This window comes from Synechococcus sp. CB0205 (assembly GCF_000179255.1).
In the GTDB taxonomy this organism is placed as follows: domain Bacteria; phylum Cyanobacteriota; class Cyanobacteriia; order PCC-6307; family Cyanobiaceae; genus Vulcanococcus.
Genome location: NZ_ADXM01000061.1, coordinates 27,284 through 53,891, shown reverse-complemented (window position 1 = coordinate 53,891; position 26,608 = coordinate 27,284). Strand labels below are relative to the sequence as shown.

Below are 26,608 nucleotides of genomic sequence, written 5' to 3'. Positions count from 1 at the left end.
GAGGTGCACCACCTACTGACTTAGCGAGCCGCCGGGCAAAACGGAAGAATCTGGCAAACATGGAGACAAGCGCCTCGCCCTATGGCCCTCTCCTTTCGGGAACTCCAGGCCCAACTGCAGCCGGGCTGGGGCTGTGAGCACAGCGGCAAGGGCGGCCAGTTCGACGTGCTGGTGGTGCCCTCCCTGAGCATGGACCGGGCGCTGATGGCCCTGGTCACCGGTGCGCACCATTACGAGGAGCGGCAGCTGTTTTCGCTGATTCGGCTTCGGGATCCCGGGGTCAGGGCGATCTATGTCACCAGCAAGTTGCTGCCGGAGCTGGTGGTCGATGCGGTCCTCGAGCTTCTGCCCGGTGTCCCCACCTCCCATGCCCGGCGGCGTCTCCAGCTCTTTGACACCGATGATGCCTCCAACCGTCCGCTGACCGAAAAGTTGCTGGAGCGGCCCGCCCTGCTGGCCCGCATCAAAGAGCAACTGCGCCCGGGCCGCAGCTTCATCAGTTGCTTTGTCGTGACCGAGCTCGAGAAACGTCTCTCCGAAGCGCTGCAGATTCCGCTCCTCGGCACCGACCCCGCCCTGGGCCACTGGGGCAGCAAGGCCGGCAGCCGTGAGCTCTTTGCCCGTTGCGGGGTGCCGCACCCACCTGGGAGTGATCTGGTCCACAACCTCGAGGACCTGGCCGAAGTCACCGCCACGCTCTGGGAAACGCACCCTGAGCTCAGGCGCTGCGTGGTCAAGCTCAACGAGGGGATCAGCGGTGAGGGTAATGCCGCCCTGGATCTCGCCCCGTTGCAACTGCAGGAGCTCTCTGCCGCTGCCCGGCGCCAGCGGCTGCGGCAAGAACTGGAGCGACTGCCGATGCCCGCCCAAGGCTGGCTCACCCTGCTGGCGGAGCAGGGTGCCCTGGTGGAGGCTTTGCTGGAGGGGGGCGATCAACTCAGCTCCCCAAGCGTGCAAGGAACCATCCACCCCGGGGGGCGCGTTGAGGTGCTCTCCACCCACGAACAGATCCTGGGGGGCAGCAATGGGCAGACCTATCACGGCTGCCGCTTCCCAGCGGACAAGGACTATCGCCTCACACTGATGCGCCATGGCCAGGCCATTGGCGAGGCCCTGGGAGCCGAAGGGGCCCTGGAGCGCTACGCCGTTGACTTCATTGCCCGCCTGATCGATGGGCAATGGGATCTACAGGCGATCGAGGTGAACCTCAGGCAAGGCGGAACCACCCACCCCTACATGGCCCTGCGGGCCATCACCACCGGCAAGCTCGATCCGGGAACGGGTGAGTTTCTCTCCCCCACCGGTCAGGCCCTGCACTACAGGGCCACCGACAACCTCACGCATCCCAACCTGCGGGGGCTGCTGCCGGCGGACCTGATCGACATCGTCGCCGAAGCCGATCTGCACTACGACCCGGCACGTCTACGGGGCAGCATCTTTCACCTGCTGGGCTGCCTCTCGGAGTACGGAAAGCTGGGGATGACCTGCGTGGGTCGCAGCGCCGCGGAAGCCAAGCAGGTCTACGGGGCCACGGCGGGGCAACTGATCCAACAGGCCACCAGCGTCCAGCGCGGGAACTAGTCCTGCCCGCGGCCGGGATAGACCAAGACCGGCAACTCCGCGTGGGTCAGCACCCGTTGGGTTTCACTGCCGAGCACCAGGCCCGCCAAGCCGCGGCGGCCATGGGAGGCCATGAAGATCAGATCGCACTGGTGATCGCTAGCGGCCTCAAGGATCGCCTCATAAATCACGGCATTCACCGAGGTCGCCCCATCCGCCTCCACCCCCTTGGCACTGGCCTTGGCCTTGGCCGCCCCCAGTACCGATTCGGCGTAATCCGCATTGGCCTTGCTGAACTGCTCGGTCATCAGCGGATCCAGGACCAAACCCTCCCCATAGAGGGCTACATCGGGGCGACCGTAGTAGCTCGGTTGCACATGGAAAAAGGTGATCTTGGCGTCGATCTCACTGGCCATCTGCACCGCCTGATCCACCGCCAACTGGGACAGCTCCGAGCCATCGGTTGGCACCAGAAGATGACGAAACATCGGCTGCAGTCCTTTGCTCTACCCGAAAGCTAGTCAGGACGGCCCAATCCAACCGGCCAGCCGTGAGGCCGCCTGGGAGCGAGCCAAAGCCCGGGCCGCGGGCAGGGCCGGCTCCAGCTTTGCTGAGCTGAAGGGCGGCAGTTGGCGACTGCGCAACCAAGCCCCCCAGCGGAACTCATGGAAGGGAATCAAAGGCGCCGAGGTGATCACCTTCTCGCGCTTCAACTTCCAGACCAGGCTGCGGTAGGGATCGTCCTGGGTTCCCAGCAGCGTGGGGGGTAAGACCGACGGATGCTGGGGCCCCAGGCCGCGACCGTCATAGAGGTAGAGCCATCCCCGGCGCTGCAATTCAGCCAGGACCACCGCGGGATCGGCGCTGTCCACCTCCAGCGCCACATAGCCGAAGGCCGTGGCCTGGGGATCCAGCTCAAGCAGGGCGCGCAGGCGATGGTGACGATCCACCATCCAGAGCTCACCGGCGGCTGAGCGCACCAGCGGCGTGGGTTTGCGCTTTAAGTACTGACGCTGCTCTTTGGGGTCATCCTCAGCAAAATCCCTTTGGCGGCTGACGATCTCCGCCATGCCCACGCAGAGCTGAGTCGGATGCAGATCCTGAATCGGAACCTCGAGCAGCGCGTTCTTTCCGCCCTTCGGGGGTGGCAAGGGATGAAACGGAGGCAAACGCAGGGCCATGGACCGAACCTAAACCGGGTTTTTCAACTGCTGCTGTCACTCTTGGCCGTTTTTTGTGTCGGCGTGAACAGTGCCTGGGCTGCGGATTCAACCAGCTGCCAGACCCTCACGGATCCCCAAGTAGCCGCTCTATTTGACCGCTGGAATGCGGCCCTGGCCACTGGGGATCCCGCCCAGGTCAGCGCCCTCTACCGCCCGGATGCGCTGCTGCTGCCCACCCTCTCGAACCAAGCACGCACCACGACGGCGGGAATCGAGGACTATTTCAAGGGCTTCCTGAGCAAACACCCCACCGGCCGCATTGATGAGCGGGTGATCCAAAGCGACTGCAACGTGGCCATCGACGCCGGCAACTACAGCTTTGAACTGGACGGTCAGGGCTGGGTTCGGGCCCGTTACACCTTTGTCTACGCCTACCAGGATGGAGCCTGGAGCATCGAGCACCACCACTCCTCGCTGCTTCCCTAGGCCGCGGCCTTGAGCATGTGCCGCAGTTCGCCCTTCGGGAATTCCGTCAGGGCGGAGGGCGAGGGGACCGGGGTGGACTTCAGCCGTGCTCCCTCTTGGTGCTCACGGATGGTGAGGCCATAAATCTCGAGGAAGAAATCGAGATCAGCCACCGAGCCCGTCAAACCACAAAGGCGGTAGAGCTCACGCAGAGGAGTCCAGGGCCGGTCCAGGACGAGGCTGTTCAGCTGATGCAGACGAAAACGTCTCAGGGCCTTGAGCGGTGGTTCACCGCAATGGCTATGGAAGAGGTTCTGCAGGGTGCGAACACTGACGTGAACATGGGACGCCAGGTCCGGCATCCGCAGATCGCTGGCGTAATGCTCAGCGACATACAAGGCCAATGCGCCCATCACTGCCACGTCGGCTGGATCCATCGCTCGCTGTTGAACAGAGCGCTCCAACCGAGGCGAAGTAAAAACTTCGGTCACAAATTACGAGAACTTGCGATCCCGTGAGGGCGAATATCACGGAATCCTGCGCACCATGCAAAACCTGCATAACGCTCAGCGTGAACGGCCTCGAGCGGCGACGGTTGTCGGGGCCAACAAGCAATGGGGAGCGCCGCGCCAGCGCCGCTGGCGGCGCCGCTGCAACCAGGTCAACAGCAGCCGCAGGGCAATAAAGCCGTAGAGGCCAAGCAACACCAAGCTCGCGGCATCTTTGGAGCTCGCCATGACCAGGGTCAATGCGCAACCCTGTCATCCAAGCGGCGCCTGATCACCCGTCAATCGGCATTTGTGCCGAGCTTCAGGCAACCTTCACCCCCTTCCAGAACGCCACCCGTTCGGTGATTTCTGCGGCGGCGGGCTTGGGGGTCTCGTAGCTCCAGGCGCAGTTGGCATTGACCTCACCGTTGACCACCACATCCCAGTAGCGGCAGGTGCCCTTCCAACCGCAGCTACTGGTGTGGCTGCTGTCGCGGAAGAACTCCTGCTTCAAAGCCGCCCGGGGGAAATAAGGATTGCCCTCCACCACGACGATGTCGTCGCTCTCGGCGATGACGGTTCCGTTCCAGCTGGCTTGCATGCTTGAGGGGATGCCATTGCCGCCATGATCTCGCCTGAGCCAAGCAAGTCGGGGCCCCGCTGGTTCGTTAGCGGAGATCTCGATGGGTTTCTCGGCCTGAGCCTGGACAACCTGATCCAGATCCTGCTGATCCTGGGGCTCTGCCGCGGGGTGCTGGGCTACCCCGATGCCCTGGTCTTTGGAACCATCCTTCCCGCCACCGGCATCAGCCTGTTAATCGGCAATGGTGCCTACGCCCTGCAGGCCTTCCGGCTGGCGCAACGGGAGAGACGCAGCGATCGCACGGCCCTGCCCTACGGCATCAACACCGTCAGCCTCTTCGCCTACATCTTTCTGGTGATGCTGCCGGTGAAACTCACCGCCCTGGGCCAGGGGCTGGATGAGGCCAGCGCCGTCCGGCTGTCCTGGCAGGCGGGCCTGGTGGCCTGCCTGGGCTCGGGCTTGATCGAGGCCTGCGGCGCCTTCTGCGCAGGCTGGCTGCGGCGTTGGCTGCCCCGGGCCGCCCTGCTCTCCACCCTGGCAGGGATTGCCCTGGGCTACATCGCCCTGGGCTTTTTGCTGCGCACCTATGCCCAACCGCTGGTGGGTCTGGCGGTGCTGGCGGTGATCCTGGCGACCTACTACGGCAAGGTCCGCTTCCCGATTCCGGGTGGCCTGCTGGCGGTCCTCGTCGGCAGCGCTCTGGCCTGGAGCAGTGGACTGATTGACGCCAACCCGGAGCGCTGGGCCCAGGAGGCCGCCCAAATCGGTTGGCGCTCGCCCCAGCTGCAGCTCGGGAGCCTCTGGGATGCCCGCGGGCAACTGCTGCCCTGGCTCGGGGTGATTGTTCCGATGGGGCTGTTCAACGTGCTCGGTTCACTGCAGAACATCGAGAGCGCGGAGGCCGCCGGCGATCGCTACCCCGTGCGCAGCTCACTGTTGATCAATGGCCTGGGAACGGTGGTCGCCGCTGGCCTGGGCTCCTGCTTTCCCACCACGATCTACATCGGCCATCCCGGCTGGAAGGGGATGGGGGCCCGCATTGGCTACTCCTGGCTGAACGGCCTGCTGATGGGCGCGGCCTGCCTGTTGGGGCTGTTTGGGGTGGTGGGCCAGATCGTGCCGATCGAAGCCGGGATGGCAATCGTGCTCTACATCGGCCTGGTGATCACGGCCCAGGCCTTTGAGGCCACACCCCGCGCCCACGCGCCAGCGGTCGCCCTGGGGCTGATGCCGGGCCTGGCGGGATGGGGGGCCCTGCTGATCAAGGCGGGGCTCCGCGCCGGTGGAGCCGGCGGTGCCGAGACCCCCTTTGGCCCTGGCTTGCTGGAGGCACTGCAACAGGCCGATGTCTGGGCTGCGGGTGCCTTTGCCCTGGAGCAGGGCCAGATCATCACGGCCATGCTCCTAGCGGCGATGGTCGTCTACGCGATCGAGCAGCGCTTCAAGGCCGCCTGCCTGGCGGCCCTGGTGGCCGCCGCCTGCTCCTGGTTTGGCGTGATCCACGCCTGGCAATTCAGCGCCAGCGACACCACCCTGCGATTGGGCTGGGGTGTGGGCGCAGCCTGGGCTCAGGGTTATCTGGCGATGGCCGCGGTCTTTGCCGCCGCCAGCCTCAAGGGCCGCCTCACCAGAAACGGCTCATGATCTCCAGCCGCGCGACCCCCAGCGGTGCTGGCACCGGGTCGGGGCCAGCGGGCAGGGCCTGCACCGCAAAGACATAGGTGTCAGCCCAGGTGGGATTCAGCGGCGGGCGCAGGGCCAGGGTCACCTCCTGACCGGGTTGCGGAGGCTCCGGGAAGACCGCCCGCAGCGTGCGCGTGGCCTGATCAAAGGTGGCCTCCACTGGCACGGCAGCACCCTCCCGCCGGGGGCGACCAATGAAGGCATGGGCACGCTGGGGCGCCAAGGAGAAATTGCGATCCACCCCGCGGATCTGGGTGATCACCAAGCCCCCCAGTCCGGCCCCGGCGTTCTCAGCCAGGGTGACGGTGAAGTAGTACTCCCCCTGGGCCTGATTGACATACCAGTAGTAGTTGGTGAAATCCACTTTCCAGGGTGGATTGGTGAAATAGGTCTGGCCCCGCAGCTCCAGGGCCGCCGCGGGCTCAGGCCGGATGCCGTCGGCCGCTGCACCAAGCAACAAACCAAGCGCCGTGCAGGCGGCGGCCGATGACGCTCTCCAGGCGGCCATAGCTGCATTGGTGTGGATGGTTGAACGCTAGCCAGCGTTTTTGAGAGCAGTTGATATCTTCAAAGCACTGCAGCGCACCTCGATGAACCGGGCTGAACTCGATGCCATCGAACTGATGCTGCGGGACCTCAACACCCGCCACGAAGAGATCCGCCACCGGGCGGCCTTCCGCGGTTGCACCCGCGAACTGGTCACCCTGCAGCAGGAACTGGTGCAGTACCTGATGGCCAAGAAGGCCCAGATCAGCGGCCGCTAATTCCGCCTAGGCCTCAACGAGAAAGGGAACGGGGTTCTGATCGCGGCGGTGCTGCACCGGCAGCGCTTCCGCTTGGGCGTTGCCATCGAGGGCGGCGGTGGTCTCCAGGGCGGCGCGCAGCAGACGGCCGGCATGCAGGGACATGTCCCGCGGCACCGAGATCCGATCGCGCAGGTAACGCAGACCCGCGGCCGTGCCGGCGGGTGGAGTAATCGCACCGTTGGCCGGCTTCAACAGCAGGGTCAGGGCCGCGCGCAGTGCCTGATCAAAAGCCGCTGAGGGGGCGGGATTAATCGCCAGCAAGCGCTCGCGGTGGCGCAGCACCCGGGCCACGGCCTCAAGGGCTGCCCCCTCGGGCGCCGGCTGGCGGGTCTCGATCACGGCCGGATCCTCCACGGGCCAGGGACCCTGGTCGATCAGCTCAGCGACGCGGCGTTGCTCGGCCGTGCCGCTGGCCAAGCAGCAACCCATCTGCGGCGGAAGGTCATGGGCATGGGTGTGGAAATCGCTCTGGGTACCCAGGTAGGTGCGGCGCTGCTCCAGCGCCGTGAACCAGCGGTCGATGGCCGGGTGCTGCTGGCGAATCCCGTAGCCCTTGTAGTAGGCGAGGGAGGCGTTCATCCGTTCGAGGTAGGGGATGAAGATCACATCGGCACTGCTGAAGCGCTCGAGGAAAAACGGACCAGGGGTGGCCTCCAGGGCCTCCTCCACCAGGGTCGCGATCCGGGCGAAGTGCTGTTCAGCCGGAGCGCTGTGCGCCCCTTGGCCCTCGCAGTAGCAGAGCCATTGGCACCAGGCGCGAAACAGGCGGCGCTCCAACTGCCGCAGGGGGAAGACATCGGGATCACTCAGGCCAGCCTCCAGCGGCCCAAAGGCATCCTCCAGGGCCTGAAGGATCACATCGCTCTCGGTGTAGAGGCGCCCGTCGAGCTCCAGGGCCGGCAGCATTCCCGAGGGGACAACCTGCTTGTACCAGCGCTCCTTCTCGCCGTAGCAGAACATCGTCACCTTGCGGATCCGGTAGGGGATCCGCTTCTCCTCCAGCCAGAGCCAGACCTTCTGGCAATAGGGACACCAGGCGTGGTGATCGCGATAGAGGGTGACGCGCACCTCCGATTCCGGCCGGCCAAACAGCCGCAGCCGCGCCTGGGCGTTGGTGGGGCCCTCCTGACGCAGCTGCAGCAGTTGCTCTTCGCTCTGCAGGGGCAGCAGCTCGGCAAGGTCCTCCCAGCTCAATGCTTGCGGGCCCGGGGAGCTGAACATCAACAGGAGGGCGGGACGATCTTCTGTTTTAGGGAATCAAAGCGGCAGCGCGGGTGCCTCTAGGCAACACTTGAGGCAAGCAAGGGCGAGGGCATGAGCGACCACTTCGATCTGATCGTGATCGGCGCAGGCTCAGGCGGACTGGCCGCCGCCAAGCGCGCTGCCTCCTACGGCGCCCGCGTGGCCATCGTTGAAGGGGATCGGGTCGGCGGCACCTGCGTGATCCGCGGCTGTGTGCCCAAGAAACTGATGGTCTACGGATCCGCCGTTCGCCACCAACTCAGCGATGCCGTGAGCTACGGCTGGAGCCTGGGCGAGGTGAGCCATGACAGCAGCGTCCTGCTCCGCAAGGTGCGCGCCGAGGTGGATCGCCTCAACCAACTGCACATTGGCTTCCTTGAGAAGGCTGGCGTTGAGCTGGTGCGCGGCTGGGGCCGTCTCGCCGACGACCGCAGCGTCAGCGTCCAGGACAGCAGCGGGAAGGAGACCCGGCGGCTGAGCGCCGAGCGAATCCTGATCGCCGTTGGCGGACGCCCCCATCGCCCCGAGATCCCGGGCGCCGAGCTGGGCTGGATCTCGGACGACCTGTTTGAACTCGAGCAGTTCCCCAAGCAGGTGGTCGTGGTCGGCGCCGGATTCATCGCCTGTGAGTTCGCCTGCATCCTCAATGGCCTGGGGGTCCAGGTGACCCAACTGGTGCGCGGCGATCACCTGCTGCGGGGCTTCGATCGGGAGTGCGGCCAGGCCGTGCTGGAGGCGATGGAGGCCGAGGGCATCACGGTGCGCCTCGCCCACAGCCCCGCCGCCATCGAAGGCGAACCGGGGGCGCTAACGGTGGTCACCCAAAGCGGAGAGCGCATCGCCTGCAACGGCGTACTGCTCGCCACGGGCCGCCGCCCCTTCCTGGCGGGCCTCATCCTCGAAGCCGCTGGGGTGGCGATGGAAGGCCATCGCATTCCGGTCGACGCGGATCAGCGCACCAACGTGCCCCACATCTACGCCGTGGGAGACGTCACCGACCGGGTCAACCTCACCCCGGTCGCCATTGATGAGGGCCGGGCCCTGGCCGACAGCATCTGGGGGAACAAGCCGCGCCAGGTGGACCATGACCTGGTGGCGGCTGCGGTCTTCTCCCAGCCGGAGCTCTCCAGCGTTGGCCTCAGCGAAGAGGCCGCGGTCGAGCGCTACGGCAAGGACGGCATCAAGGTCCATCGGGCCCGCTTTCGTCCCATGAGCCAGGCCCTACCGGCCCGTGATCCCAAGGTGCTGCTCAAGCTGGTGCTCGAGGCCGGCAGCGGCAAGGTGCTGGGCTGCCACATGGTGGGCGAGCACGCGGCCGAGATCATTCAGATGGCGGCCATCGCCATCGGCATGGGAGCGACCAAGGCGGATTTCGATCGCACCATGGCGCTGCATCCGACGATCTCAGAGGAGTTCGTCACGCTGCCCAACTAAGGCCATGCGCACACTCTTGATCAGCGGCGCCAGCCGCGGCATCGGCCGGGCCATGGCCGAGCGGCTCCTCGCAGGTGGCCATCGCCTGAGCCTTGGCCTGCGCAACCCAGGCGACCTCAAAGGCAGCCCCCTCGACCCCGAGCAGGCCGGCGCCGAGCGCGTGCTGCTGCATCCCTATGAGGCGGCCGAGCCCACGAGCGCCGAGGCCTGGGTGCAGGCGACGCTGGAGCACTTCGGAGCGCTCGACAGCGTGATCCACTGCGCTGGGATCTTCTCGCGGGTGCCGCTGCTGTTTGAGAGCGGCCAGGAGCAGGAGATCCAGCGGCTGTTCGACGTCAACGTCATGGGGCCCTGGTGGCTGACCCGGGCCGCCTGGCCTCAGCTCCAAGCCCATGGCTCCGGGCGCGTCGTCGTGCTGGTCTCCATGAGCGGCAAACGCACCAAGGGCCGCCTGGCGGCCTACAGCACCAGCAAGTTCGCCTTGATGGGGCTCTGCCAGACCATGCGCAATGAGGGCTGGGAGAGCGGGATCCGGGTGACGGCGGTCTGCCCGAGTTGGGTCAACACCGACATGGCCGCTGCGGTGAAGGCCCTGCCCCCCGAGCAGATGACCCAGAGCGAAGACCTGGCCGCCCTCACCAGCCAGCTGCTGGATCAACCCAACAGCTGCGTGCCCTTTGAGCTGGCGGTGAACTGCAACCTCGAGGCCTAGCGCTCGAACTTGTACTGACGGGTCAGCTGGAAGACCGTGCTGCTCAGCAGCAGCAGGGAGATCAGGTTGGGGATCGCCATCAGACCGTTCAGGATGTCGGCGACGGTCCAGATCAGATCAAAGCTGGCCACTGAGCCCAAGACCACCACGGCAACCCAGACCAGACGGAAGGGCTTGATGCCCTTCACACCCACCAGGAACTCCAGGCAGCGCTCGCTGTAGTAGCCCCAGCCCAGGATGGTCGTGGCGGTGAAGAAGACCGTGCCGAAGGTCACCAGCCAGGCACCACCGGGCAGACCCCAGTCAAAGGCGGCCATGGTCAAGGCAACGCCCTGGGGAGCCGTTGCCCCTTCCATGGGCAGCCATGCACCGCTGATGACGATCACCAGGGCGGTCATCGTGCAAACAATGATCGTGTCGATAAAGGTGCCGAGCATCGCGACGGAGCCCTGCAGCACCGGATCACCGGGCTTGGCCGCCGCCTGGGCGATCGGCGCGGTCCCCAGGCCTGCTTCGTTGGAAAACACGCCGCGGGCGATCCCCTTCTGGATCATCACGCCGATAGCACCACCGGCCACGGCCTGGGCCGAGAAGGCGTCTTGGATGATCAGCGCCAGGGCCGCGGGAATCTCACCCAGGTGAGCCAAGAGAATCGTCAGGGCGCCGCCGACGTAGACGATGGCCATGAACGGCACGACCGCCGAGGCCACCCGTCCAATCCGTTCGATGCCGCCGATGATCACAGCAAAGGTGATCGCAGCAAAGACCACACCGGTCACCAGAGGCGGGATCCCAAGACTCACGTTCAAGGCCTTGGCCAGCTCATGGGCCTGAACGCCATTGCCGATGCCAAAGCCGGCGAGGGTGCCAAAGAGCGCAAATAGAACGGCCAGCCAACCCCAGCCGCGGCCAAGGCCATTGCGGATCACGTACATCGGACCACCAACGTGCTCGCCCAGCTCATCCACCTCGCGGTGATGGACCGCCAGCAGCGACTCGGCGTACTTGGTGGCCATGCCCACCAGGGCAATCAGCCACATCCAGAAGACCGCGCCTGGACCACCAACGCCAATGGCACCGGCGACACCGGCAACGTTTCCGGTGCCGATCGTCGCTGCCAGGGCTGTCATCAACGACTGAAAGGCCGTGACATCACCCTCGCCGTCGGACTGACGAATCGAGGCCCAGGTCTGCCGCACGGCATAGCCGATCCGGCGGAGGGGCATGAAGCCGAGGCCCACCATCAGGTAGAGCCCCGTCAGGCCGATCAACCAGAGGGTGTAGGGCCCCCACACCACTGAGTTGATCTGATTGAGCAGATCCTGCATCCGATCCCGCCGGTCAAACCTGGCGGGATCGTGTCACATCTGCTGGCGTTCAGCTATTGGCGTTGAGGGCTTCGAAACGGAAGACCTGACGACCGGCCGGGGTGTCACCAAAGGCCTCGGTTTCCACCACCCGCTCGCTCAGCACCCAGGGACCCTCACCGGCCAGGGGAACAAAGGTGTCGGTGAAACGGCTCTTGCCGCCGCGGGCCTCGCCGCTGGCGGGATCGGCGTACTGGCTGGTGTAGCTGTGGCTGAGGTAGCCGCTGCCGGTGTCGGTGGTGCTCTCGGTGAAGATCGTCACCACGGTGCCGTGGATGTGGCGGTGCACCATCGTCACCACGTCGTCCTTGATCCGGTAGCGGTCGCCGGCGTTCTTACCGCCGACGATCACCTCGGTCCCAACCACATCGGTCTCACCGGCGGTGAAGGTGTTCTCGCCGTGGGTCTGCTCGAAGCTGCGGCGCACGCGGTGGATGCAGACCTCCCAGAGCTGGGAGGCGATCGCCTTATGGATCTCCTCGTTCTCGATGCCCTCCACCTGGGCCTTCAGGTCAGCGCCCACCTTGAAGCTGCCTTCGACGCGCTGGTCCTCCTGCTCCCAGATGCAGCGGCCGCTGTAGCCACCAAAGCCCGGGGCCCAGGTGTAGCGGTTTTCATAGGCCGCCCGGAAGGCAGCCGTGCAGTCAGAGCCTGAGCTAACCGGAGCAGAGCTAGGGGCGACAGTCACGGATACGCATGCAGCAAGGAACCAGCGTAGGGGGATGAAGCGATCGGTGATTTCACGGACGACTTAGCTCCACGCAGCCCATAGCGTTGAAGCCATGGGAGCAGGAACCAATGCTTCTGCGGAACAGAACTAAGATGAACGGGTGATCCGCTCGTTTCGATGCGCAGACACCGAGCGACTAGCGCAGGGATGGGCGATCCCCCGCTTTCAGGCCTTCGAACGGGTAGCCCGGCGCAAGCTTCGCCAGCTGGACATTGCCTCGCGCCCCGAGGATCTGCGCATTCCCCCCGGCAATCGACTGGAAGCACTGCGCGGCGACCGAGCTGGAGAACACAGCATCCGGATCAACGACCAATTCCGCCTTTGCTTTGTTTGGTCAGATTCCGGCCCTGAAGCCGTTGAGATCGTTGATTACCACTGATGACTGCCACACATCGCCTAAGCCCCATTACCCCAGGTGAACTGCTCGTTGAGGAGTTTCTGGTTCCGCTCGGGGTCAGCCAGTACCGACTGTCGAAGGCCATCAAGGTGCCGGCATCCAGGATCAGCGAAATCGTCTCCGGTCAGCGATCGATCAGTGCGGATACCGACCTGCGACTCTGCCGCTTCCTGGGCCTCAGTCCCGGGTACTGGCTTCGTGCTCAAGCCGCCTACGACACAGAGATTGCCGGAGCGGAGCTCGCTGAGGAGATCGCCAAGATTCAGCCCTTGGTGAGCAGCTGAGTCCCTATCCGTGGATGTCCTGCAGGGCGCGCACCTGCATCTCCTGGGCCTGAAGGGCGGCGATGCCCTCAACTGCGGCACGGGCACCGGCCAGGGTGGTGACGGTCGTGACGGCGTAGTCGATGGCCGCGCGGCGCAGGTACTTGTCGTCGTGGGCGGCCTGACGACCGACCGGGGTGTTGATCACCAACTGGATCTCACCGGAGCGAATCGCATCCTCGATATTCGGGCGGCCCTCGTGCACCTTCAGGACGGTCTCAACCTTGAGGCCGGCCTCCGCCAGCGCGCGGGCGGTGCCTTCGGTGGCCACCAGACGGAAGCCCATCTGATCAAGGCGCTGGGCGACGGGTAGCAGGGCTGACTTGTCGCGGTCATGGGTGGAGAGGAAGACCGTGCCGCTGGTGGGCAGGGCCTCACTGGCGCCCAACTCCGCCTTGGCGTAGGCCAGGCCGAAGCTGGTGGCCGTGCCCATCACCTCACCGGTGCTGCGCATCTCCGGACCCAGGATCGAGTCGGCGCCGGGGAAGCGCTTGAAGGGCAGAACCGCCTCCTTGACCGCCTGCAGGGGCGGCTTGGGCTCGCTGGTCAGACCGATCTGATCGAGGGTCTTGCCCGACATGATCCGGCTGGCGATCTTCGCCAGGGGCGCACCGGTGGCCTTGGCCACGAAGGGCACGGTGCGGGAAGCCCGGGGGTTGGCCTCAATGATGTAGACGAGTCCGTCCTTGATGGCGAACTGCAGGTTGATCAGGCCGTTGACCTGAAGGGCCAGGGCCAGGGCTTCAGACCACTGGCGAATCGTGGCCAGGGCCTCCTGCTCCAGGCTGACCGAGGGCAGCGCGCAGGCCGAGTCACCGGAGTGCACGCCGGCCGGTTCGATGTGCTCCATCAGGCCGCCGATGACGACCTTGCCGGTGGCATCACAGAGGGCATCGACATCGACCTCGGTGGCGTTCTCGAGGTACTGGTCAATCAGCACCGGGTGATCCGGCTCGACATTCACCGCCTCGTTCATATAGCGGTTCAGCTCGTCCTCGCCGTAGACCACCTCCATCGCCCGGCCGCCCAGGACGTAACTGGGGCGCACCACCACGGGATAACCAACACGCTCGGCCACCACGCGGGCCTCCGCTTCGCTGCGGGCCAGGCCATTGCGGGGCTGACGGATGTCCAGGCGACGCAGGATCGCTTCGAACTGCTCGCGGTCTTCCGCCGTGTCGATCGATTCGGGCGAGGTGCCCCAGATGCGGGTACCCGTGGCCTGACCGGCGGGGGACTGCAGCCAGTTCAGCAGGGGAATCGCCAGCTTGAGGGGGGTCTGGCCGCCGAACTGAACAATCACCCCCTCAGGCTTCTCGGCCTCGATCACGTTGAGCACGTCCTCAAAGGTGAGGGGCTCGAAGTAGAGGCGATCGGAGGTGTCGTAGTCGGTGGAGACCGTCTCGGGGTTGGAGTTCACCATCACCGTTGCGAACCCCTCCTCCTGCAGCGCAAAGGAGGCGTGGACGCAGCAGTAATCGAACTCGATGCCCTGGCCGATCCGGTTGGGGCCACCGCCCAGGATCATCACCTTGCGCCTGGACTCCGGCTGAACCTCGGACTCCGGAGCGATCAACTCCAGGCTGCCGTCGGGGAGCAGACGCTCCATCGGCCGCTCATAGGTTGCGTAGTGATAGGGCGTGCTGGAGGCGAACTCAGCGGCACAGGTGTCCACGGTTTTGAACACCGCATTGACGCCCAGGTTCTGGCGATGGGCGCGCACCTCCAGTTCCTTGCTGCCGGTGGCCCAGGCGATCTGACGATCGGAGAAGCCCAGCTGCTTGAGCTCCAGCAGGGCGGTGGCATCCAGGGCAGTGAGGTTCTGGCCCTTGAGCAGACGCTGCTCGCTCTCGATGATCCGGCGCAGCTTCGCCAGGAACCAAGGATCGATGGCGGAGATCCGATGGATGTCGGCATCGCTGTAGCCGTTCACCATCGCCGTGCGAACCGCAAAGATCCGATCGGGTGCAGGGGTGCGCAGTTCCCGGTCGAGGTCCGAGCGCTCGGGGCTGGGGTCCGGGCGATCGCAACCCCAGCCGGCGTGTCCGGTCTCCAGGGAGCGCAGGGCCTTTTGGAAGGACTCCTCAAAATTGCGGCCGATGGCCATGGCCTCGCCCACCGACTTCATTGCGGTGGTCAGCACGGCGGGGCTGCCGCGGAACTTCTCGAAGGCGAAGCGGGGGACCTTCGTCACCACGTAATCAATCGTGGGCTCGAAGCAGGCCGGTGTCTTGCCAGTGATGTCGTTGATGATCTCGTCGAGGGTGTATCCGACGGCCAGACGCGCAGCGATCTTGGCGATCGGAAAACCCGTGGCTTTCGAGGCCAGGGCCGAACTCCGCGAGACGCGGGGATTCATCTCGATCACGATCACGTCGCCATTGGCGGGATTGATCGCGAACTGAATGTTGCTGCCGCCGGTGTCCACACCGATCTCGCGAATGATCGCGATCGACTGATCCCGCAGGCGCTGGTACTCGCGGTCCGTCAGGGTCTGGGCCGGGGCCACGGTGATCGAGTCACCGGTGTGCACCCCCATCGGATCGAGGTTCTCGATCGAGCAGACGATCACCACGTTGTCGGCGGTGTCGCGCATCACCTCCAGCTCGAATTCCTTCCAACCGAGCAGGGACTGCTCAATCAGGATCTGATTCACCGGGCTGGCGTCCAGGCCGCTCAGGCAGATCGCCCGGAACTCCTCGGGGTTGTAAGCGATGCCGCCGCCGCTGCCCCCCAGGGTGAAGGCCGGGCGAATGATCCGCGGATAGCTGCCGATCTGATCCCCGACAGCCTCGGCCTCCTCCAAGGTCGTCGCGATGCCGGAGGGGCAGACACCCACCCCAATGCGACCCATGGCCCTTTTGAAGAGGTCCCGGTCTTCCGCCTTTTCAATCGCCTCGAGGTTGGCGCCGATCAGCTCCACCCCGTACTTCTCCAGGGTGCCGTCCTTGGAGAGGGCCACCGCCAGGTTCAGGGCGGTCTGTCCGCCCATGGTCGGCAGCAGGGCGTCCGGACGCTCCAGCTCGATCACCCGGCGCACCACATCAGGGGTGAGAGGTTCGATATAAGTGCGATCCGCCATGTCCGGATCGGTCATGATCGAGGCGGGGTTGCTGTTCACCAGCACCACCTCAAAACCCTCGGCCCGCAAGGCTTTACACGCCTGGGTTCCCGAGTAATCAAATTCGCAGGCTTGCCCGATCACAATCGGGCCTGACCCCAGCAGCAGGATGCGACGCAGATCCGTGCGACGGGGCATAGCAGGGGGCCGGCAGCCAAACCCATCCAGCCTCTCACGTGGCTGAAACCCCTTGCTGTTAAGCCAGACCCAGCCAACGATCCCGTCGTGGCTAGTGTTGTCTTCAACACGGCCGAAGCGTCCTCATGAGCGAACTCCAGCGCCTGAAGGGGCTGCTGCCTCCCGAGATGCAGAGCTGGGTGTTTGTGGAAGCCGCGGCCTCAGCAGACCCGCCGCTGATCACCATCGAGGAGATCGGCCGCGATGAGGTGGAGGTTCAGCTGGATCTCCAGAAGTGGGATGCCCTGGCGATCGACCACCGCAACCTGCTCTTCTGGCATGAGGTCGGCCGCATCCAGAACGACTCCGTCCCCCGGGACGGCTGGGAGATGGCGGCCCTGGCCATCGGCCTGGGTGGCGCCATCGGTGAACTCTGGGTTCAGGACGGCCTGCTGCTGCTGATGGCCATGGGCCTATCCGGCTTTGCCGGCTACCGCCTCTATCTCAAGAACAACTCCGAGAAGCGTCTGCAGGACGCCATCGCCGCCGATGAGCGGGCGATTGATCTGGCCTGCCGCTTCGGCTACACCCTGCCCAATGCCTACAAGAGCCTCGGCGGGGCCCTCAAGGAGCTGGTGGAGCAGACCCGCAAGAAGAAAAAGCGCAGCTTCTACGAGGACCGCCTGGAGGCGCTGCGCAAGAGTGCAGGGAAAGCCCGGGCTGAGATGGCCCAGCAACAGGGCTCCCGACACTCCGTGAGCAGCGAGAACGTTTATGGCTGAGGCCCAAGCCGCCAAGCCCAGACCCGACCCCAACCGACCCCGGCTCGACCTCGACGACAGCAAAGCCCTGGCGCTGCTGGCCGCCGATGCCTGTGACGACCGCAAAGCCACCGACATCGTTCTGATTCGGGTGGAGGAGATCTCCTCGATCGCCGACTGGTTCGTGATTGCCAGTGGCTTCACCGATGTCCAGGTGCGCGCGATGGGCCGCTCCGTTGAGGACAAGCTCGAGGAGCACACCGGCCGCCTGCCCCTGCGCAAGGAAGGGCAGAACGAGGGGCGCTGGGTGCTGCTGGATTACGGCGAGGTGATCGTGCACTGCCTCACCCCGGACGAGCGCAGCTACTACGACCTCGAGTCCTTCTGGGGCCACGGTGAGGTGGAGAGCTTCGTAGGCTCGGCCGAGGCTCCACCGGCCTGAGCCGGACACGCAATGGCTGCTAGCGATCCTTCGCCGGGGCTCAGCAACAGCACGCCCTGTCCGGTCCCGCCAGAGCAGCGCCCGCTGGAGCAATACAAGGAACTGCAGGACTCCCTGTTTTTTGCCTGGGCCCAGCAGAACATAGCCCAGCCCTTGATCCAGAGCTGGCTGATTGCGATGCCGCTGACGCTCTACCTGGCGACCGGCAGCTTTGCCCTACGCCACGACCCCGCAGCCCTCACCGCCGCCGGAGCCGCCGGCGCCTGCGTCGTGCCGCTGCTGATGCTGACGCGCCAGTGGCTGGGCTGGAGAACCGTGCTGCGGCGCCTGACCTCCACCCAGGTCGAGTACGAAGAATCCGGTTGGTACGACGGGCAGGTCTGGGAAAAGCCACTCGCCTGGAGACAGCAGGATCTGCTGGTGGCCAACCACGAAGTCAAGCCAGTCCTGCGCAAGATCCAACTCGCCCTGGCCGCAACCGGCGGACTGCTCTTGCTCTCGACGGGACTCTGTCAGGCTCTCTGACATGACCTTCTCCAGCAGCTTCGGTAGCCGTCCTGGGGTGCCCCCCCTGGAGGTGCGCCTCACCCGCAACGGGATCGGCGAATCGCTGCACCGCGTCCATGCCGTGGTCTGTGACCAACGCGGCCGGATCCTGATGCGCGCTGGTGATCCGCAGCAGCTGAGCTTCATCCGCTCCGCGCTCAAGCCCTTCCAGGCCCAGATCTTCGTCAGCAGTGGAGCGGCCGATCTAGGGCAACACGACGACCGCGCCCTCGCCATTGCCTGCGCCTCCCACGCCGGGGAAGCGGGCCAGGCCCGCGAGGCCTTCAAGATCCTCTGGAAGGCCGACCTCGAAAGCGAGCAGCTGCAGTGCCCCACCCCCGCCGGCAAGCAGAGCCCGCTGGAGCACAACTGCTCGGGCAAGCACGCCGCCTTTCTCGCCACCTGCCGCAAGATGCACTGGCCGCTGGAGACCTACCTCCAGATCGAGCACCCGCTGCAGCAGCAGGTCCTCAAGCGCGTCGCCGAACTGCTGGGGATGCCCGCCGCGGAACTGATCACGGCCCGCGATGACTGCGGCGCACCGACCCTGCAACTGCAGCTGGCTCAGATGGCACTGCTCTTTGCCCATCTCGGAGCCGGACAGAACCCCGAACTCGAGCGCCTCTGCCGCTCGATGCTCGCCCACCCCGACCTGGTGGCCGGCGAGGGTCGCTTTGACACCGCCGTGATGCGCAGCAGCCACGGCCAGGTGCTGAGCAAGGGGGGCGCCGAGGGGATCCAATGCCTCAGCCGAGTCGGCGAAGGGTTGGGATTGGCGATCAAGGTGGAGGACGGAGCCCGCCGCGCCAAGCAGGCCGTCGCCCTGCACCTGATGGAGCAGCTCGAGTGGCTCACGCCCATGACCCTCGAAGAACTCAGCACTCAGTTCCTGGTGCCCAACACCGCGGTCAAGCTCGAGGTCAGCGGCGAACTGCGCTTCGACAACGGCAACTAGAGCGCATCGCGCTCGAACTGGGCCGCCGCGGCCTCGGTGGCCTCAACGCTGAAGAGCGCCTGGGCGATCGCTGGGCTGATGGTGAAGGTGTTCAGGCCCTCGGCCGCCAGGCGCGGCAGATCTGAGGCGCTGCGCAGGCTGGCCACCAGCAGACGCAGGGTCGAACCCAAGGCATCGATGCAGCGCTGCATCGCGATCAGCTCCCCATGGCCATCGCGGCCCAGGTCACTGATGCGCCCGAGGTAGGGGGCGATGTAGTCCACCCCAAGGGCTGCCGCCAGCAGCACCTGCTGGGGTTCGTAGCAGGCGGTGAAGGTGATCCGGCAGCCCTGCTGCTGCAGCTCCCGGGCGGCCTCCAGGCCAGGGCGGGTGATGGGCAGCTTCACCCAGATGCGATCGGGCGCGATCGCCGCCAGGGCAGCTCCGCAGCCCACCAGGTCCGCACCCCAGGCCTGCAGATGCAACTCCTGCACACCCATCGCCAGGGCCCGCTCGCTCAAGGCCCGGAGGTTCTCCAGGGTGCAGGGCTGGCCCGCGCGCTTCAGCAGCGTCGGGTTGGTTGTCACCCCGCCGAAGAGCCCCGTGGGCAGCCACTGCTCCCAGGCGCTGGGGTCGGCCGAATCCAGCAGCAGATGCAGTGCCATGGCAGTCAGGGTCTGAGTCCATCCTGGCTCCATTGCCGGAGGGATCCGCTGTGCTGTAAGGTTTCTGGGTCGCCGCGGGGTAGAGCAGTCTGGTAGCTCGTCGGGCTCATAACCCGAAGGTCGGTGGTTCAAATCCGCCCCCCGCCACCAACTCCAAAAGCCCCGGCCTTCTCTGAAGTGCCGGGGCTTTTTTGATGGCTGAAACCCTGATGGCTGCTAGCAACCCTGACGCAATCGTCGTCGGCTCCGGGGCCACCGGTGGGGTGGCAGCCATGGCCCTCGCCCAGGCGGGCCTGCGGGTTCTGGTGCTGGAGGCCGGCCCGGAGCTCAGTGCCAAGCGGGCCTTTGGCAGCGAGCCCCTCAACAGCCTCAAACGCCTGGCCAACATCAGCAGCGGCCGGCAGCGGATCGCCGCGAATCACCCGGGCTACTGGAAGGCCAACCCGGAGCTGTTCGTCGATGAGCAGCGCAACCCCTACTCCACCCCCGACGATCGCCCCTTCCTCTGGACCCGGGGGAGACAAGTGGGCGGCAAAAGCCTCACCTGGGGAGGCATCACCCTTCGGCTCTCCGACTACGAGCTCAAGGGAGCAAGCCGGGATGGCCATGGCCAGGACTGGCCGATCGCCCATGACGACCTGGCCCCCTGGTACAGCCAGCTCGAGACGCTGCTGGCCGTGAAGGGCCAGCGGGATGGCCTACCGCAGCTGCCCGATGGGGAGTTCCAGGAGCCAATGCCCCTGACCCCCGCCGAAGAACACCTGGGCCGCTCGATTCGCCGGGATCTGGAGCTGCCCTTGATCCACTCCCGCGGCTTCGAGCTCAGCAAGAGCGCCCAGACCCCCTGGCCCCGTTCCTGCTCCCAGGGCGGCGCCCTGGCCATTGCCCTGGCCAGCGGCCGGGTGGAGCTGCGCAGCAACAGCGTGGTCAGCCACGTGCTGATCGACCGCGCCAGCGGTCGCGCCGAGGGCGTCGAGGCCATTGATCGCCAGAGCGGCGAGCACTTCTGCGCCAAGGCACCCCTGGTGGTGCTCTGCGCCAGCACGATTGAGAGCCTCAGGCTGCTGCTGCACTCCCAGCAGCAGAGCGGCCTGGAGGACGTCAGCGGCAGGCTCGGGCAGGGGCTGATGGACCACATCTCCCGCAGCTGCTTCTTCTCGATCCCCGATCAACCGGCCGCGGGGAGCAGCGAACTCTCCGGCGCGGGCAGCTGCTTCATTCCCAACACCCTGGAATCACGGGACTTCAAACGGGGCTATGGCCTCTGGTGCGGCATCCAACGCTTTGATCCGCCCCAACTGCTGCAGCGCGAGCGCGGCAGTGCCGTGGGCTTCCTGATCGGCCATGGCGAGGTCCTCAGCCAAAGCCACAACCAGGTCAGCCTGCACCCCGAGCGCAGGGATGCCTGGGGGATTCCCATCGCCCACATCGACTGCCGCTGGGGCGAGAACGAGCAGGCCATGGTCAACCACATGGGCCAGCGGATGGAGGCGGTCGTGCACGCCGCCGGCGGCCAGATCAAACCGCTCGCCGACCTCTTTGTGATGCCCCTGATCGAGCCGCTTGTTCAAGGCAGCCTGGCCCTCTCGGCTGGGGCGGCCCCACCGGGCTACTACATCCATGAACTCGGGGGAGCGCCCATGGCGGAACGCGAGGAGCTGGGCGTTCTCAACCGCTGGAACCAGCTCTGGCGCACCCCCAACCTGCTGGTGACCGACGGCAGCTGCTGGCCCAGCGCCGGCTGGCAGAGCCCCACCCTCACAGAAATGGCCCTCACCTGGAGGGCCTGTGACCACGCTGCGGCAGCGCTGAAGCGCGGGGAACTCTGAGGCGGGACTCAGGAGTCAGCTGCGCTGACGAACAGACCGTTGAGGTAGTGCTGGGTGACGGACTGGTCGCTGCAGCCGTTCTGGAACAGAAAACCAGCCAGGGCTGAGGTGATCACCCGGTACTGATCCCAATCGGGTCGATTGCTCAAGAAGGACTTCATCCCATCAAAGAGGGCCTCCGGCACCTCGGCCTCAAGGCTGATGCGAGGTGCCCCCTGGGGCTGATCGATCTCCGGCTCCGACTGCTCCAGACAGCGGTTCAAATGCGCCCGCTCCGGGTCCTCACCAAACAAGGGGTGATCGTAAACCTCTCGCTCTTGCAGGCCTTCAACACCCTGGTGGTTCAAGCGGCTGGGCTCCAACAATTCACTCCTGCGACGCCAACCAGCAAGCCACAAAGCGACGGCCCCCGTCAAAGCGTGTTGCATCCACGACACCGTGGGAGAGACAGGCTGAGACAGCAGTCGCTGACTGGGGTCTTGAACTGATTCCCAGACCGCTCAGGGCGTCGCCTAGCCATGGGCATCCCCCTGTCAAGCGACCTGCGGACGAAAGCGCGCATTCCCCAGGAATGCCCTTACCGCGCGCAAGCAGGTCGCGCAAGTTGTGGAAAAGATCAATCCCTCCTGGGGAAAAGCTCAGCCCCCTGGGGAAAGCCGGAAAAGATAAGCAGGGCTTATGCGGACCAGTCTCGTGGGACGCGCCTGGATTCGAGACGGATGAGCGGGGTTATTCCGAGGGGTTTTCTTCCGATTTGGGACGCGGTTTGTAAAGGGTCTTCGGACCGAGGGGGTGCTCGGCGTGGGGATAGGGGGTGTGGGTATGCCCGTGATCGTGCGCGTGATCGTGGCTGTGGTCGTGGCTGTGACCGTGCTCGTGGGAATGGTCGTGGTCGTGATGGTGGTGGTGGCCCAGGGGAATCGGGATGCCATCGGGCTGACAGGCACCGGTGCACTCGAGCTCGCAGAGGGTGCAGCCCTCGATCAGGCCCTCGACGTGGTGGTGGTGGCTCTGCTGGGGAGCCCCGACCTCGGTCTCAAAGCCCAGGACCTGAGCCCGGTACTTGCAGAGCGAGCAGTTCATCTGGGTCTCGCCGCGCACGACCTCCTCGACCCGCTCCTTAAAGGTGTCGATCACCAGAGGGTGATCCCCTAAGTAGGAGGCATCGACGAACTCCACCTCGGGATGGTCGGCCGCCACCAGCTGGGTGTGCTGGCGAATGCGACTGACCAGAACCCCAGAGAAGAGGAAATAGGGGAAGACGATCACCCGCTTGAAGCCCAGGCGCACCACATGGCGCAGGCCGGGCTCCACCAGGGGGAAGGTCACACCGGAATAGACGGTCTCGCCCCAGCCGAAGCCAAACCCCTCGACGAGCATCCGCGTCACCTTGGAGACGTTGGAGTTGGCATCGGGGTCGGAGGAGCCCCGGCCCACCACCACCAGCAGGGTCTCGGCCAGGGGCACCTCGGCCTGGGCGTTCGCCCGATCGAGGGCTTCGCGGATCCGGGCGCCGGCGGCCTGGATCATCTTGAGGTCGACCCCCAACTCGCGGCCGTAATCAATGCGCAGGCCGGTCTCGGCGGCGTAACTATTGAGAACCGAGGGGATGTCGTTTTTGGCGTGGCCCGCGGCAAAGAGCATCCCGGGCACCGCCAGAACCCGCTTGACCCCCTGGGAGCGCAGGCTGTCGAGGCCGTCCCGCAGGATCGGGCGGGCAAATTCCAGATAGCCGTATTCGACCGGTACATCCGGCAGCTGGCGGCGCAGGCCCTGGGCCAACTGGGCGAATTCGGTGACGGCCTGTTTGTTGCGACTGCCGTGGCCGCAGATCATGACCCCGATCGGACCGCCGTCGACCGCCTGAAGATCCAGTTGCTGCGAGGGGTCTGTCATGGGAAGGCCTGCCTGCCTTGACCCTATCGGCCTAGGGTGACCCAAAGCCAAGCGTCAAAGCGTGCAGACGAGCGAGAACCACCGGTCCGGCGAGCTGAAGGAACTGGGCTGGAGCCCCGAAGACTGCCGTAAATACGAAGAGCTCTGGGAATACCGCCACCGCTGGGGCGCCATCAACCTGGAGCGCGAGGACCGGATCTTCCTGCGCAAGGCTGAGGCAGCCCTGCCCAAGATCGTCACCGGCAAGGCCGAGAAGAAAAAGCTCCAGGACAAGTCCTACTACCGCTGGCTCGCCTTCTACCGCGATGCCATGGCCAGCAGCGATAGCGCCGCTGGTCTGGGTGAGAGCGAAGTGGCCGCCTGGCCGATCCTGCTGCAGGAGGAACTGCGGGCGATCGACTATTACCAGCCCGTGCTGGGTCTGCCCGACACCCTCAAGGCCAAGGAATTGATCGCCGTGCGCGAGCAGCTCGCCAGCAAGGCGGCCGCCGCCGGCCGAGTCGCCCAGTTCGGTTTCGTCGATGTGCTCGAGGAGTTCAAGCGCAACGAGAAGACCAGCTGGAAACCCCTACGCGGGGATGGCAACAGCGAGACCAGCTATCCGGTCCTGCCGGCCGATGCCGCTGAGGCCTTCCGCCAGGAAGCCCGCTCCACCTTGACCGCAGCGATCCGGGAGCTCTTCCCTTCCCTGAAGGACAGCGACAAGGAACCCCCGGCTGCCGACTGGCAGCCCTGAGCGGGCGCCCCACGCTCCAGACAGCAAAAAGCCCCCGGTGCACTGCACCGGGGGCTTTCGTTTGTCGATGACGACGGGATCAGCCGAGGCCGATCTGGGTCAGGATGCCCTGGCCGGTCAGCAGTTCGGTGCCCAGGCCGATCACGAAGCCCATCATGGCCAGGCGGCCATTCCAGGTCTCAGCGAAAGCGACGAAGCCGAAACGGGTGTTGGAGTCAGCCATTGGAAGGCGTCGTTACGAAACGTGTAGGAACTGTAAAGCCTTGTGAAGCGACCTGGGGGTATTGGGGGCGACGGTTTCCCGTGCTTTTCAAGCGGCACTCCCTGGCCTCAGGACTTGTCCTTGCGGAGCTCAATGCCCTCGACCCAGTGGCGGTAGACCGTCTGACGGGTGCCATCCATCTCCTGGAAGCGCAGCCAGGCATTCCAGACCCCCGCCAAGGCGGCGCTCTCCCACGGCAACTGCCGCGCCGCCGGAAGACTTTTCAGCGGCTGGGGCACCAACAAGGTGAGGTTGGGCTGGAGCACGTTCCAGGACGCCCCCTGCTGCGCCGTCACCAAAACCGCATCCAGCCGGCCCTCCTGCAGCGCCTTCAGCAATGCATCGGTCCCCTGGGAGCTGATGAATTTGGCCTGGGGCAACCAGCCGGCAACGAGGCGCAGCAGGAATGGGGCTTCAAACCCCAGGCCCACCCGCAGGCCTTGGACCTCCACCAGATCACTCCACTGGCGCTTGCTGCTCAGGGCTGAGCCCTTGATCAGCAGGGCAACGCCGTAGGTCAGGTGCGCATCGGTGAAGCGGGTGCGGGCCGCCTGCATCGGCGCCATGACGTCGCTGGAGAGCTTGAGGTCGCAGTAGCCCCGCTCCAGCGCCTGCAGGCCATCAGGGCGGGGGTCGTTCGCGTTGCCGATCCGGTCGATCAGGACGTAGCTGGGCTTGAGGCCCATCTGCTTGGCAAAGAGCATCCCCATCTCCACATCGGCTCCCACCAGCTCGCCATCCGCATTGCGATAGGCCATCGGATAGTCCTGCTCATGGACGCAGTAGCGAATCGCCCGGGCCCGGCGAATCGCCTGCCAATCCCCCGGCTGATCCACGGGTGTCCACCCCTGCACCACAGGGGCGCGGCCCTTGGCCAGGGCGAAGTCCTGGTGCATCAACTGGTCGCGGGCGCTGTTGACCGGCTTGGGCAGCAGCTGGAAGCCCACACGGCTCAAGAGGACAAATCCCGGGAAGACCGCCAGGGCGGTGGCCGCTGGCAGCAGGCGCCTGAAGCGCTTGGGGAACCCCTCAAGCGATACCCAGGTGCCAATGATCACCAGGGCGATGACGCTCATGCAGGCCAGCAGGGTGCCCAGACGCGCCACCGCCAGTTGATCAATGGCGATGTAGAGCTGCACCAGATCGCTCGGCAGGCCCATGCGATCCAGCAGAAAGGTCATCGCCAAAATCCCCTCAAGGAAGGCACTGGCCAGACCCGTCAGCAGGAAGCCCGGCATCTCCTGCAGGCTGATGGAGTTTCCCGTCAGCCAACCGGCAAAGGGCACAAAGGCGAGGGAGAGCAGGCGCCCCATGTCCGGAAAGACCAGGGCCAGCGGCGCCAACACCTCAACGGGCAGGTCCACCTGATCCTTGAGCTCCTGCTCGCTCACCCCTGGAGCCAAGTGCGCCGCACGGGCCTCGTAGAGGAGCTTCTTGGAGAGCTCCACCAAGATCGGCAGCACCACGAGCATGTTCGCGGTAGCAAAGGCGATGGTCAGTGGGGTGCGGAAGCTGCGCAGCAACTGGCGCACCGGAATCGGCGTCACCCCGGCAATCACCAGGGGCAGAAACAAGCCGGCCAGCAGCAGCGCGATCCCGCCCTGCAGCACGACATAGACCGCCAGTCGCGGCAGCTGAGAGCTCTCGATCGAGGCGCTGGCAGTCGCCAGGATCGCGAACACCCCAAGCGGGGTGAAACGGGCCACAAAGGCAGAGATGCCGAGTAGGGCCTCGGCGATCCGGTCAAAGACGTCGATCAGCGGTTGCCGTTTGGGAACGGCGATCAGGGCAATGCCAAGCGCCAGGGAGAACAGCACCACCGCCGGGATCTGCGTCTCCGCGAAGGCCGCAAAGGGGTTCACCGGAATGAAGAGCTCGGTGAGGTCCAGGGGCTTGGGGGCCTGCAGCAGGCTCGGCTTGAAGAACGAGGCGTCATGCCAGCTGGGGAAGCCCAAGGGCACCAGCAACACCGCCAGCAGCACCACCAGCCAAAAGCCGATCAGCACCAGGGCCGAGCGGCCCAGCAAGCGGCTGGCCTGAGCGAACTGCAGGCGCCCCACCCCGGCGATCAAGGACACGCTCAAAAAGGGCAGGACCGGCATCTGAAAGAGCCGAATGAAGCCATCCCCAAGGCCATTCAACGGCGCCAGGGCCGAGGCGGGCAGCAGCCGGCCCACCAGGATCCCGGCCACCAGGCCCTCCAGGATCTGAATGGCCAGGTTCTGGCGCAGAAACAGCCGCGCCGGAGCAAGCCAGGTGGCCCCTCGATCGATCCTCACCACACCCAAGTCCTGCCCTGCCTGCAGGATGCGCAGAGGCCGCGAGATCGCCAACCGCAGCCTCGCA

General features: G+C 65.6%; 29 protein-coding genes and 1 tRNA gene. 15 read left to right on the top strand and 15 right to left on the bottom strand.

Going from position 1 to position 26,608, the window contains the following annotated elements:
* Positions 1-81 precede the first annotated feature (81 nt).
* A complete protein-coding gene (locus tag CB0205_RS0112220; protein WP_010317748.1) occupies positions 82-1,581 on the top strand; it encodes a peptide ligase PGM1-related protein in 1,500 nt (499 codons plus the stop codon).
* Here the strand turns inward: CB0205_RS0112220 and CB0205_RS0112215 are convergent.
* Together CB0205_RS0112215 and CB0205_RS0112210 are read right to left on the bottom strand one after the other, a co-directional pair.
* Positions 1,578-2,048, bottom strand: a complete 471-nt coding sequence (locus CB0205_RS0112215) for a universal stress protein (protein ID WP_010317747.1) — start codon at positions 2,046-2,048, stop codon at positions 1,578-1,580. The two genes, CB0205_RS0112220 and CB0205_RS0112215, sit on opposite strands and share 4 nt — an antisense overlap.
* Before the next feature lie 33 nt (positions 2,049-2,081).
* Complete coding sequence (locus CB0205_RS0112210; protein WP_010317746.1) at positions 2,082-2,741, bottom strand: ParB-like protein; 660 nt, start codon at positions 2,739-2,741, stop codon at positions 2,082-2,084.
* Between the two features lie 42 nt (positions 2,742-2,783).
* On the opposite strand from CB0205_RS0112210, the gene CB0205_RS0112205 reads away from it, so the two are divergent.
* Positions 2,784-3,209: an SgcJ/EcaC family oxidoreductase gene (locus tag CB0205_RS0112205; protein ID WP_010317745.1), complete on the top strand. Its 426-nt coding sequence runs from the start codon at positions 2,784-2,786 to the stop codon at positions 3,207-3,209.
* Here the strand turns inward: CB0205_RS0112205 and CB0205_RS0112200 are convergent.
* The 3 genes from CB0205_RS0112200 to CB0205_RS0112190 form a co-directional block, all read right to left on the bottom strand.
* The gene (locus CB0205_RS0112200; protein WP_010317744.1) at positions 3,206-3,625 is read right to left on the bottom strand and encodes a helix-turn-helix domain-containing protein; all 420 of its coding nucleotides are present in this window, start codon (positions 3,623-3,625) and stop codon (positions 3,206-3,208) included. The two genes, CB0205_RS0112205 and CB0205_RS0112200, sit on opposite strands and share 4 nt — an antisense overlap.
* 129 nt (positions 3,626-3,754) lie before the next feature.
* The gene (locus CB0205_RS0112195) at positions 3,755-3,925 is read right to left on the bottom strand and encodes a hypothetical protein (RefSeq protein ID WP_156797969.1); all 171 of its coding nucleotides are present in this window, start codon (positions 3,923-3,925) and stop codon (positions 3,755-3,757) included.
* A gap of 73 nt (positions 3,926-3,998) precedes the next feature.
* Positions 3,999-4,277 (bottom strand): DUF427 domain-containing protein, encoded by a 279-nt coding sequence (locus CB0205_RS0112190; RefSeq protein ID WP_010317742.1) that lies wholly within the window; start codon positions 4,275-4,277, stop codon positions 3,999-4,001.
* Between the two features lie 24 nt (positions 4,278-4,301).
* Here CB0205_RS0112190 and CB0205_RS0112185 point away from each other — a divergent pair, with 24 nt between their 5' ends.
* On the top strand, positions 4,302-5,903 hold the full coding sequence (locus tag CB0205_RS0112185) for a permease (RefSeq protein ID WP_010317741.1): 1,602 nt from the start codon (positions 4,302-4,304) through the stop codon (positions 5,901-5,903).
* Here the strand turns inward: CB0205_RS0112185 and CB0205_RS0112180 are convergent.
* Positions 5,884-6,450 carry a DUF2808 domain-containing protein gene (locus CB0205_RS0112180; RefSeq protein WP_010317740.1) on the bottom strand — a complete coding sequence of 189 codons (567 nt, stop codon included), beginning with the start codon at positions 6,448-6,450 and terminating at the stop codon, positions 5,884-5,886. The genes CB0205_RS0112185 and CB0205_RS0112180 overlap by 20 nt on opposite strands.
* Positions 6,451-6,532: 82 nt before the next feature.
* On the opposite strand from CB0205_RS0112180, the gene CB0205_RS16420 reads away from it, so the two are divergent.
* The gene (locus CB0205_RS16420) at positions 6,533-6,706 is read left to right on the top strand and encodes a hypothetical protein (protein ID WP_010317739.1); all 174 of its coding nucleotides are present in this window, start codon (positions 6,533-6,535) and stop codon (positions 6,704-6,706) included.
* 6 nt (positions 6,707-6,712) lie between these two features.
* Here CB0205_RS16420 and CB0205_RS0112170 read toward each other — a convergent pair whose 3' ends face one another.
* Positions 6,713-7,969, bottom strand: coding sequence for a glutathione S-transferase family protein (locus CB0205_RS0112170; RefSeq protein WP_029626378.1), 1,257 nt, complete (start codon positions 7,967-7,969; stop codon positions 6,713-6,715).
* 93 nt (positions 7,970-8,062) lie between these two features.
* Here CB0205_RS0112170 and gorA point away from each other — a divergent pair, with 93 nt between their 5' ends.
* Both gorA and CB0205_RS0112160 read left to right on the top strand, forming a co-directional pair.
* Entirely contained in the window at positions 8,063-9,424 is a 1,362-nt protein-coding gene (gene gorA / locus CB0205_RS0112165; RefSeq protein WP_010317735.1) for a glutathione-disulfide reductase, read from the top strand.
* A gap of 4 nt (positions 9,425-9,428) precedes the next feature.
* Positions 9,429-10,136 carry an SDR family NAD(P)-dependent oxidoreductase gene (locus CB0205_RS0112160; RefSeq protein ID WP_010317734.1) on the top strand — a complete coding sequence of 236 codons (708 nt, stop codon included), beginning with the start codon at positions 9,429-9,431 and terminating at the stop codon, positions 10,134-10,136.
* Here CB0205_RS0112160 and CB0205_RS0112155 read toward each other — a convergent pair.
* On the bottom strand, positions 10,133-11,464 hold the full coding sequence (locus CB0205_RS0112155) for a sodium:alanine symporter family protein (RefSeq protein WP_010317733.1): 1,332 nt from the start codon (positions 11,462-11,464) through the stop codon (positions 10,133-10,135). The genes CB0205_RS0112160 and CB0205_RS0112155 overlap by 4 nt on opposite strands.
* A 49-nt stretch (positions 11,465-11,513) precedes the next feature.
* Entirely contained in the window at positions 11,514-12,191 is a 678-nt protein-coding gene (locus CB0205_RS0112150) for a DUF3386 domain-containing protein (RefSeq protein WP_010317732.1), read from the bottom strand.
* Positions 12,192-12,333: 142 nt separating this feature from the next.
* Between CB0205_RS0112150 and CB0205_RS0112145 the strand changes: the two genes are divergently transcribed.
* Positions 12,334-12,612 carry a type II toxin-antitoxin system RelE/ParE family toxin gene (locus tag CB0205_RS0112145; protein WP_010317731.1) on the top strand — a complete coding sequence of 93 codons (279 nt, stop codon included), beginning with the start codon at positions 12,334-12,336 and terminating at the stop codon, positions 12,610-12,612.
* On the top strand, positions 12,612-12,914 hold the full coding sequence (locus tag CB0205_RS0112140; RefSeq protein WP_010317730.1) for a HigA family addiction module antitoxin: 303 nt from the start codon (positions 12,612-12,614) through the stop codon (positions 12,912-12,914). Before CB0205_RS0112145 ends, CB0205_RS0112140 begins: the two co-directional genes overlap by 1 nt.
* A gap of 4 nt (positions 12,915-12,918) precedes the next feature.
* Here the strand turns inward: CB0205_RS0112140 and carB are convergent, their stop codons facing one another.
* A complete protein-coding gene (gene carB, locus CB0205_RS0112135) occupies positions 12,919-16,212 on the bottom strand; it encodes a carbamoyl-phosphate synthase large subunit (RefSeq protein ID WP_010317729.1) in 3,294 nt (1,097 codons plus the stop codon).
* 125 nt (positions 16,213-16,337) lie between these two features.
* On the opposite strand from carB, the gene CB0205_RS0112130 reads away from it, so the two are divergent.
* Genes CB0205_RS0112130 through CB0205_RS0112115 form a run of 4 tightly spaced genes read left to right on the top strand, consistent with a single transcriptional unit; the run spans position 16,338 to position 18,895 of the window.
* Positions 16,338-16,973, top strand: a complete 636-nt coding sequence (locus CB0205_RS0112130; protein WP_010317727.1) for a DUF3318 domain-containing protein — start codon at positions 16,338-16,340, stop codon at positions 16,971-16,973.
* Entirely contained in the window at positions 16,966-17,394 is a 429-nt protein-coding gene (rsfS, locus tag CB0205_RS0112125; protein ID WP_010317726.1) for a ribosome silencing factor, read from the top strand. The genes CB0205_RS0112130 and rsfS overlap by 8 nt, the downstream gene beginning before the upstream one ends.
* 12 nt (positions 17,395-17,406) lie before the next feature.
* Positions 17,407-17,919: a CGLD27 family protein gene (locus tag CB0205_RS0112120; protein ID WP_010317724.1), complete on the top strand. Its 513-nt coding sequence runs from the start codon at positions 17,407-17,409 to the stop codon at positions 17,917-17,919.
* A gap of 1 nt (position 17,920) precedes the next feature.
* Entirely contained in the window at positions 17,921-18,895 is a 975-nt protein-coding gene (locus tag CB0205_RS0112115; RefSeq protein WP_010317723.1) for an asparaginase, read from the top strand.
* On the opposite strand, the gene CB0205_RS0112110 is transcribed toward CB0205_RS0112115, so the two are convergent.
* Positions 18,892-19,539 carry a transaldolase family protein gene (locus tag CB0205_RS0112110; RefSeq protein ID WP_029626377.1) on the bottom strand — a complete coding sequence of 216 codons (648 nt, stop codon included), beginning with the start codon at positions 19,537-19,539 and terminating at the stop codon, positions 18,892-18,894. The two genes, CB0205_RS0112115 and CB0205_RS0112110, sit on opposite strands and share 4 nt — an antisense overlap.
* Positions 19,540-19,612: 73 nt before the next feature.
* On the opposite strand from CB0205_RS0112110, the gene CB0205_RS0112105 reads away from it, so the two are divergent.
* A tRNA-Met gene (locus CB0205_RS0112105) sits at positions 19,613-19,689 on the top strand.
* A gap of 59 nt (positions 19,690-19,748) precedes the next feature.
* Complete coding sequence (locus tag CB0205_RS0112100; protein ID WP_029626376.1) at positions 19,749-21,368, top strand: GMC oxidoreductase; 1,620 nt, start codon at positions 19,749-19,751, stop codon at positions 21,366-21,368.
* Between the two features lie 8 nt (positions 21,369-21,376).
* On the opposite strand, the gene CB0205_RS16560 is transcribed toward CB0205_RS0112100, so the two are convergent.
* Both CB0205_RS16560 and CB0205_RS0112090 read right to left on the bottom strand, forming a co-directional pair.
* On the bottom strand, positions 21,377-21,730 hold the full coding sequence (locus CB0205_RS16560) for a DUF2811 domain-containing protein (RefSeq protein ID WP_369791663.1): 354 nt from the start codon (positions 21,728-21,730) through the stop codon (positions 21,377-21,379).
* A gap of 367 nt (positions 21,731-22,097) precedes the next feature.
* On the bottom strand, positions 22,098-23,264 hold the full coding sequence (locus tag CB0205_RS0112090) for a sirohydrochlorin chelatase (RefSeq protein ID WP_010317719.1): 1,167 nt from the start codon (positions 23,262-23,264) through the stop codon (positions 22,098-22,100).
* Between the two features lie 61 nt (positions 23,265-23,325).
* Here CB0205_RS0112090 and CB0205_RS0112085 point away from each other — a divergent pair, with 61 nt between their 5' ends.
* Positions 23,326-24,000 carry a hypothetical protein gene (locus CB0205_RS0112085; protein WP_010317718.1) on the top strand — a complete coding sequence of 225 codons (675 nt, stop codon included), beginning with the start codon at positions 23,326-23,328 and terminating at the stop codon, positions 23,998-24,000.
* A gap of 79 nt (positions 24,001-24,079) precedes the next feature.
* Here the strand turns inward: CB0205_RS0112085 and CB0205_RS0112080 are convergent, their stop codons facing one another.
* On the bottom strand, positions 24,080-24,223 hold the full coding sequence (locus CB0205_RS0112080) for a chlorophyll a/b-binding protein (protein ID WP_010317717.1): 144 nt from the start codon (positions 24,221-24,223) through the stop codon (positions 24,080-24,082).
* A 107-nt stretch (positions 24,224-24,330) separates the two neighbouring features.
* Positions 24,331-26,595: a cation:dicarboxylate symporter family transporter gene (locus tag CB0205_RS0112075; protein WP_010317716.1), complete on the bottom strand. Its 2,265-nt coding sequence runs from the start codon at positions 26,593-26,595 to the stop codon at positions 24,331-24,333.
* Positions 26,596-26,608 lie beyond the last annotated feature (13 nt).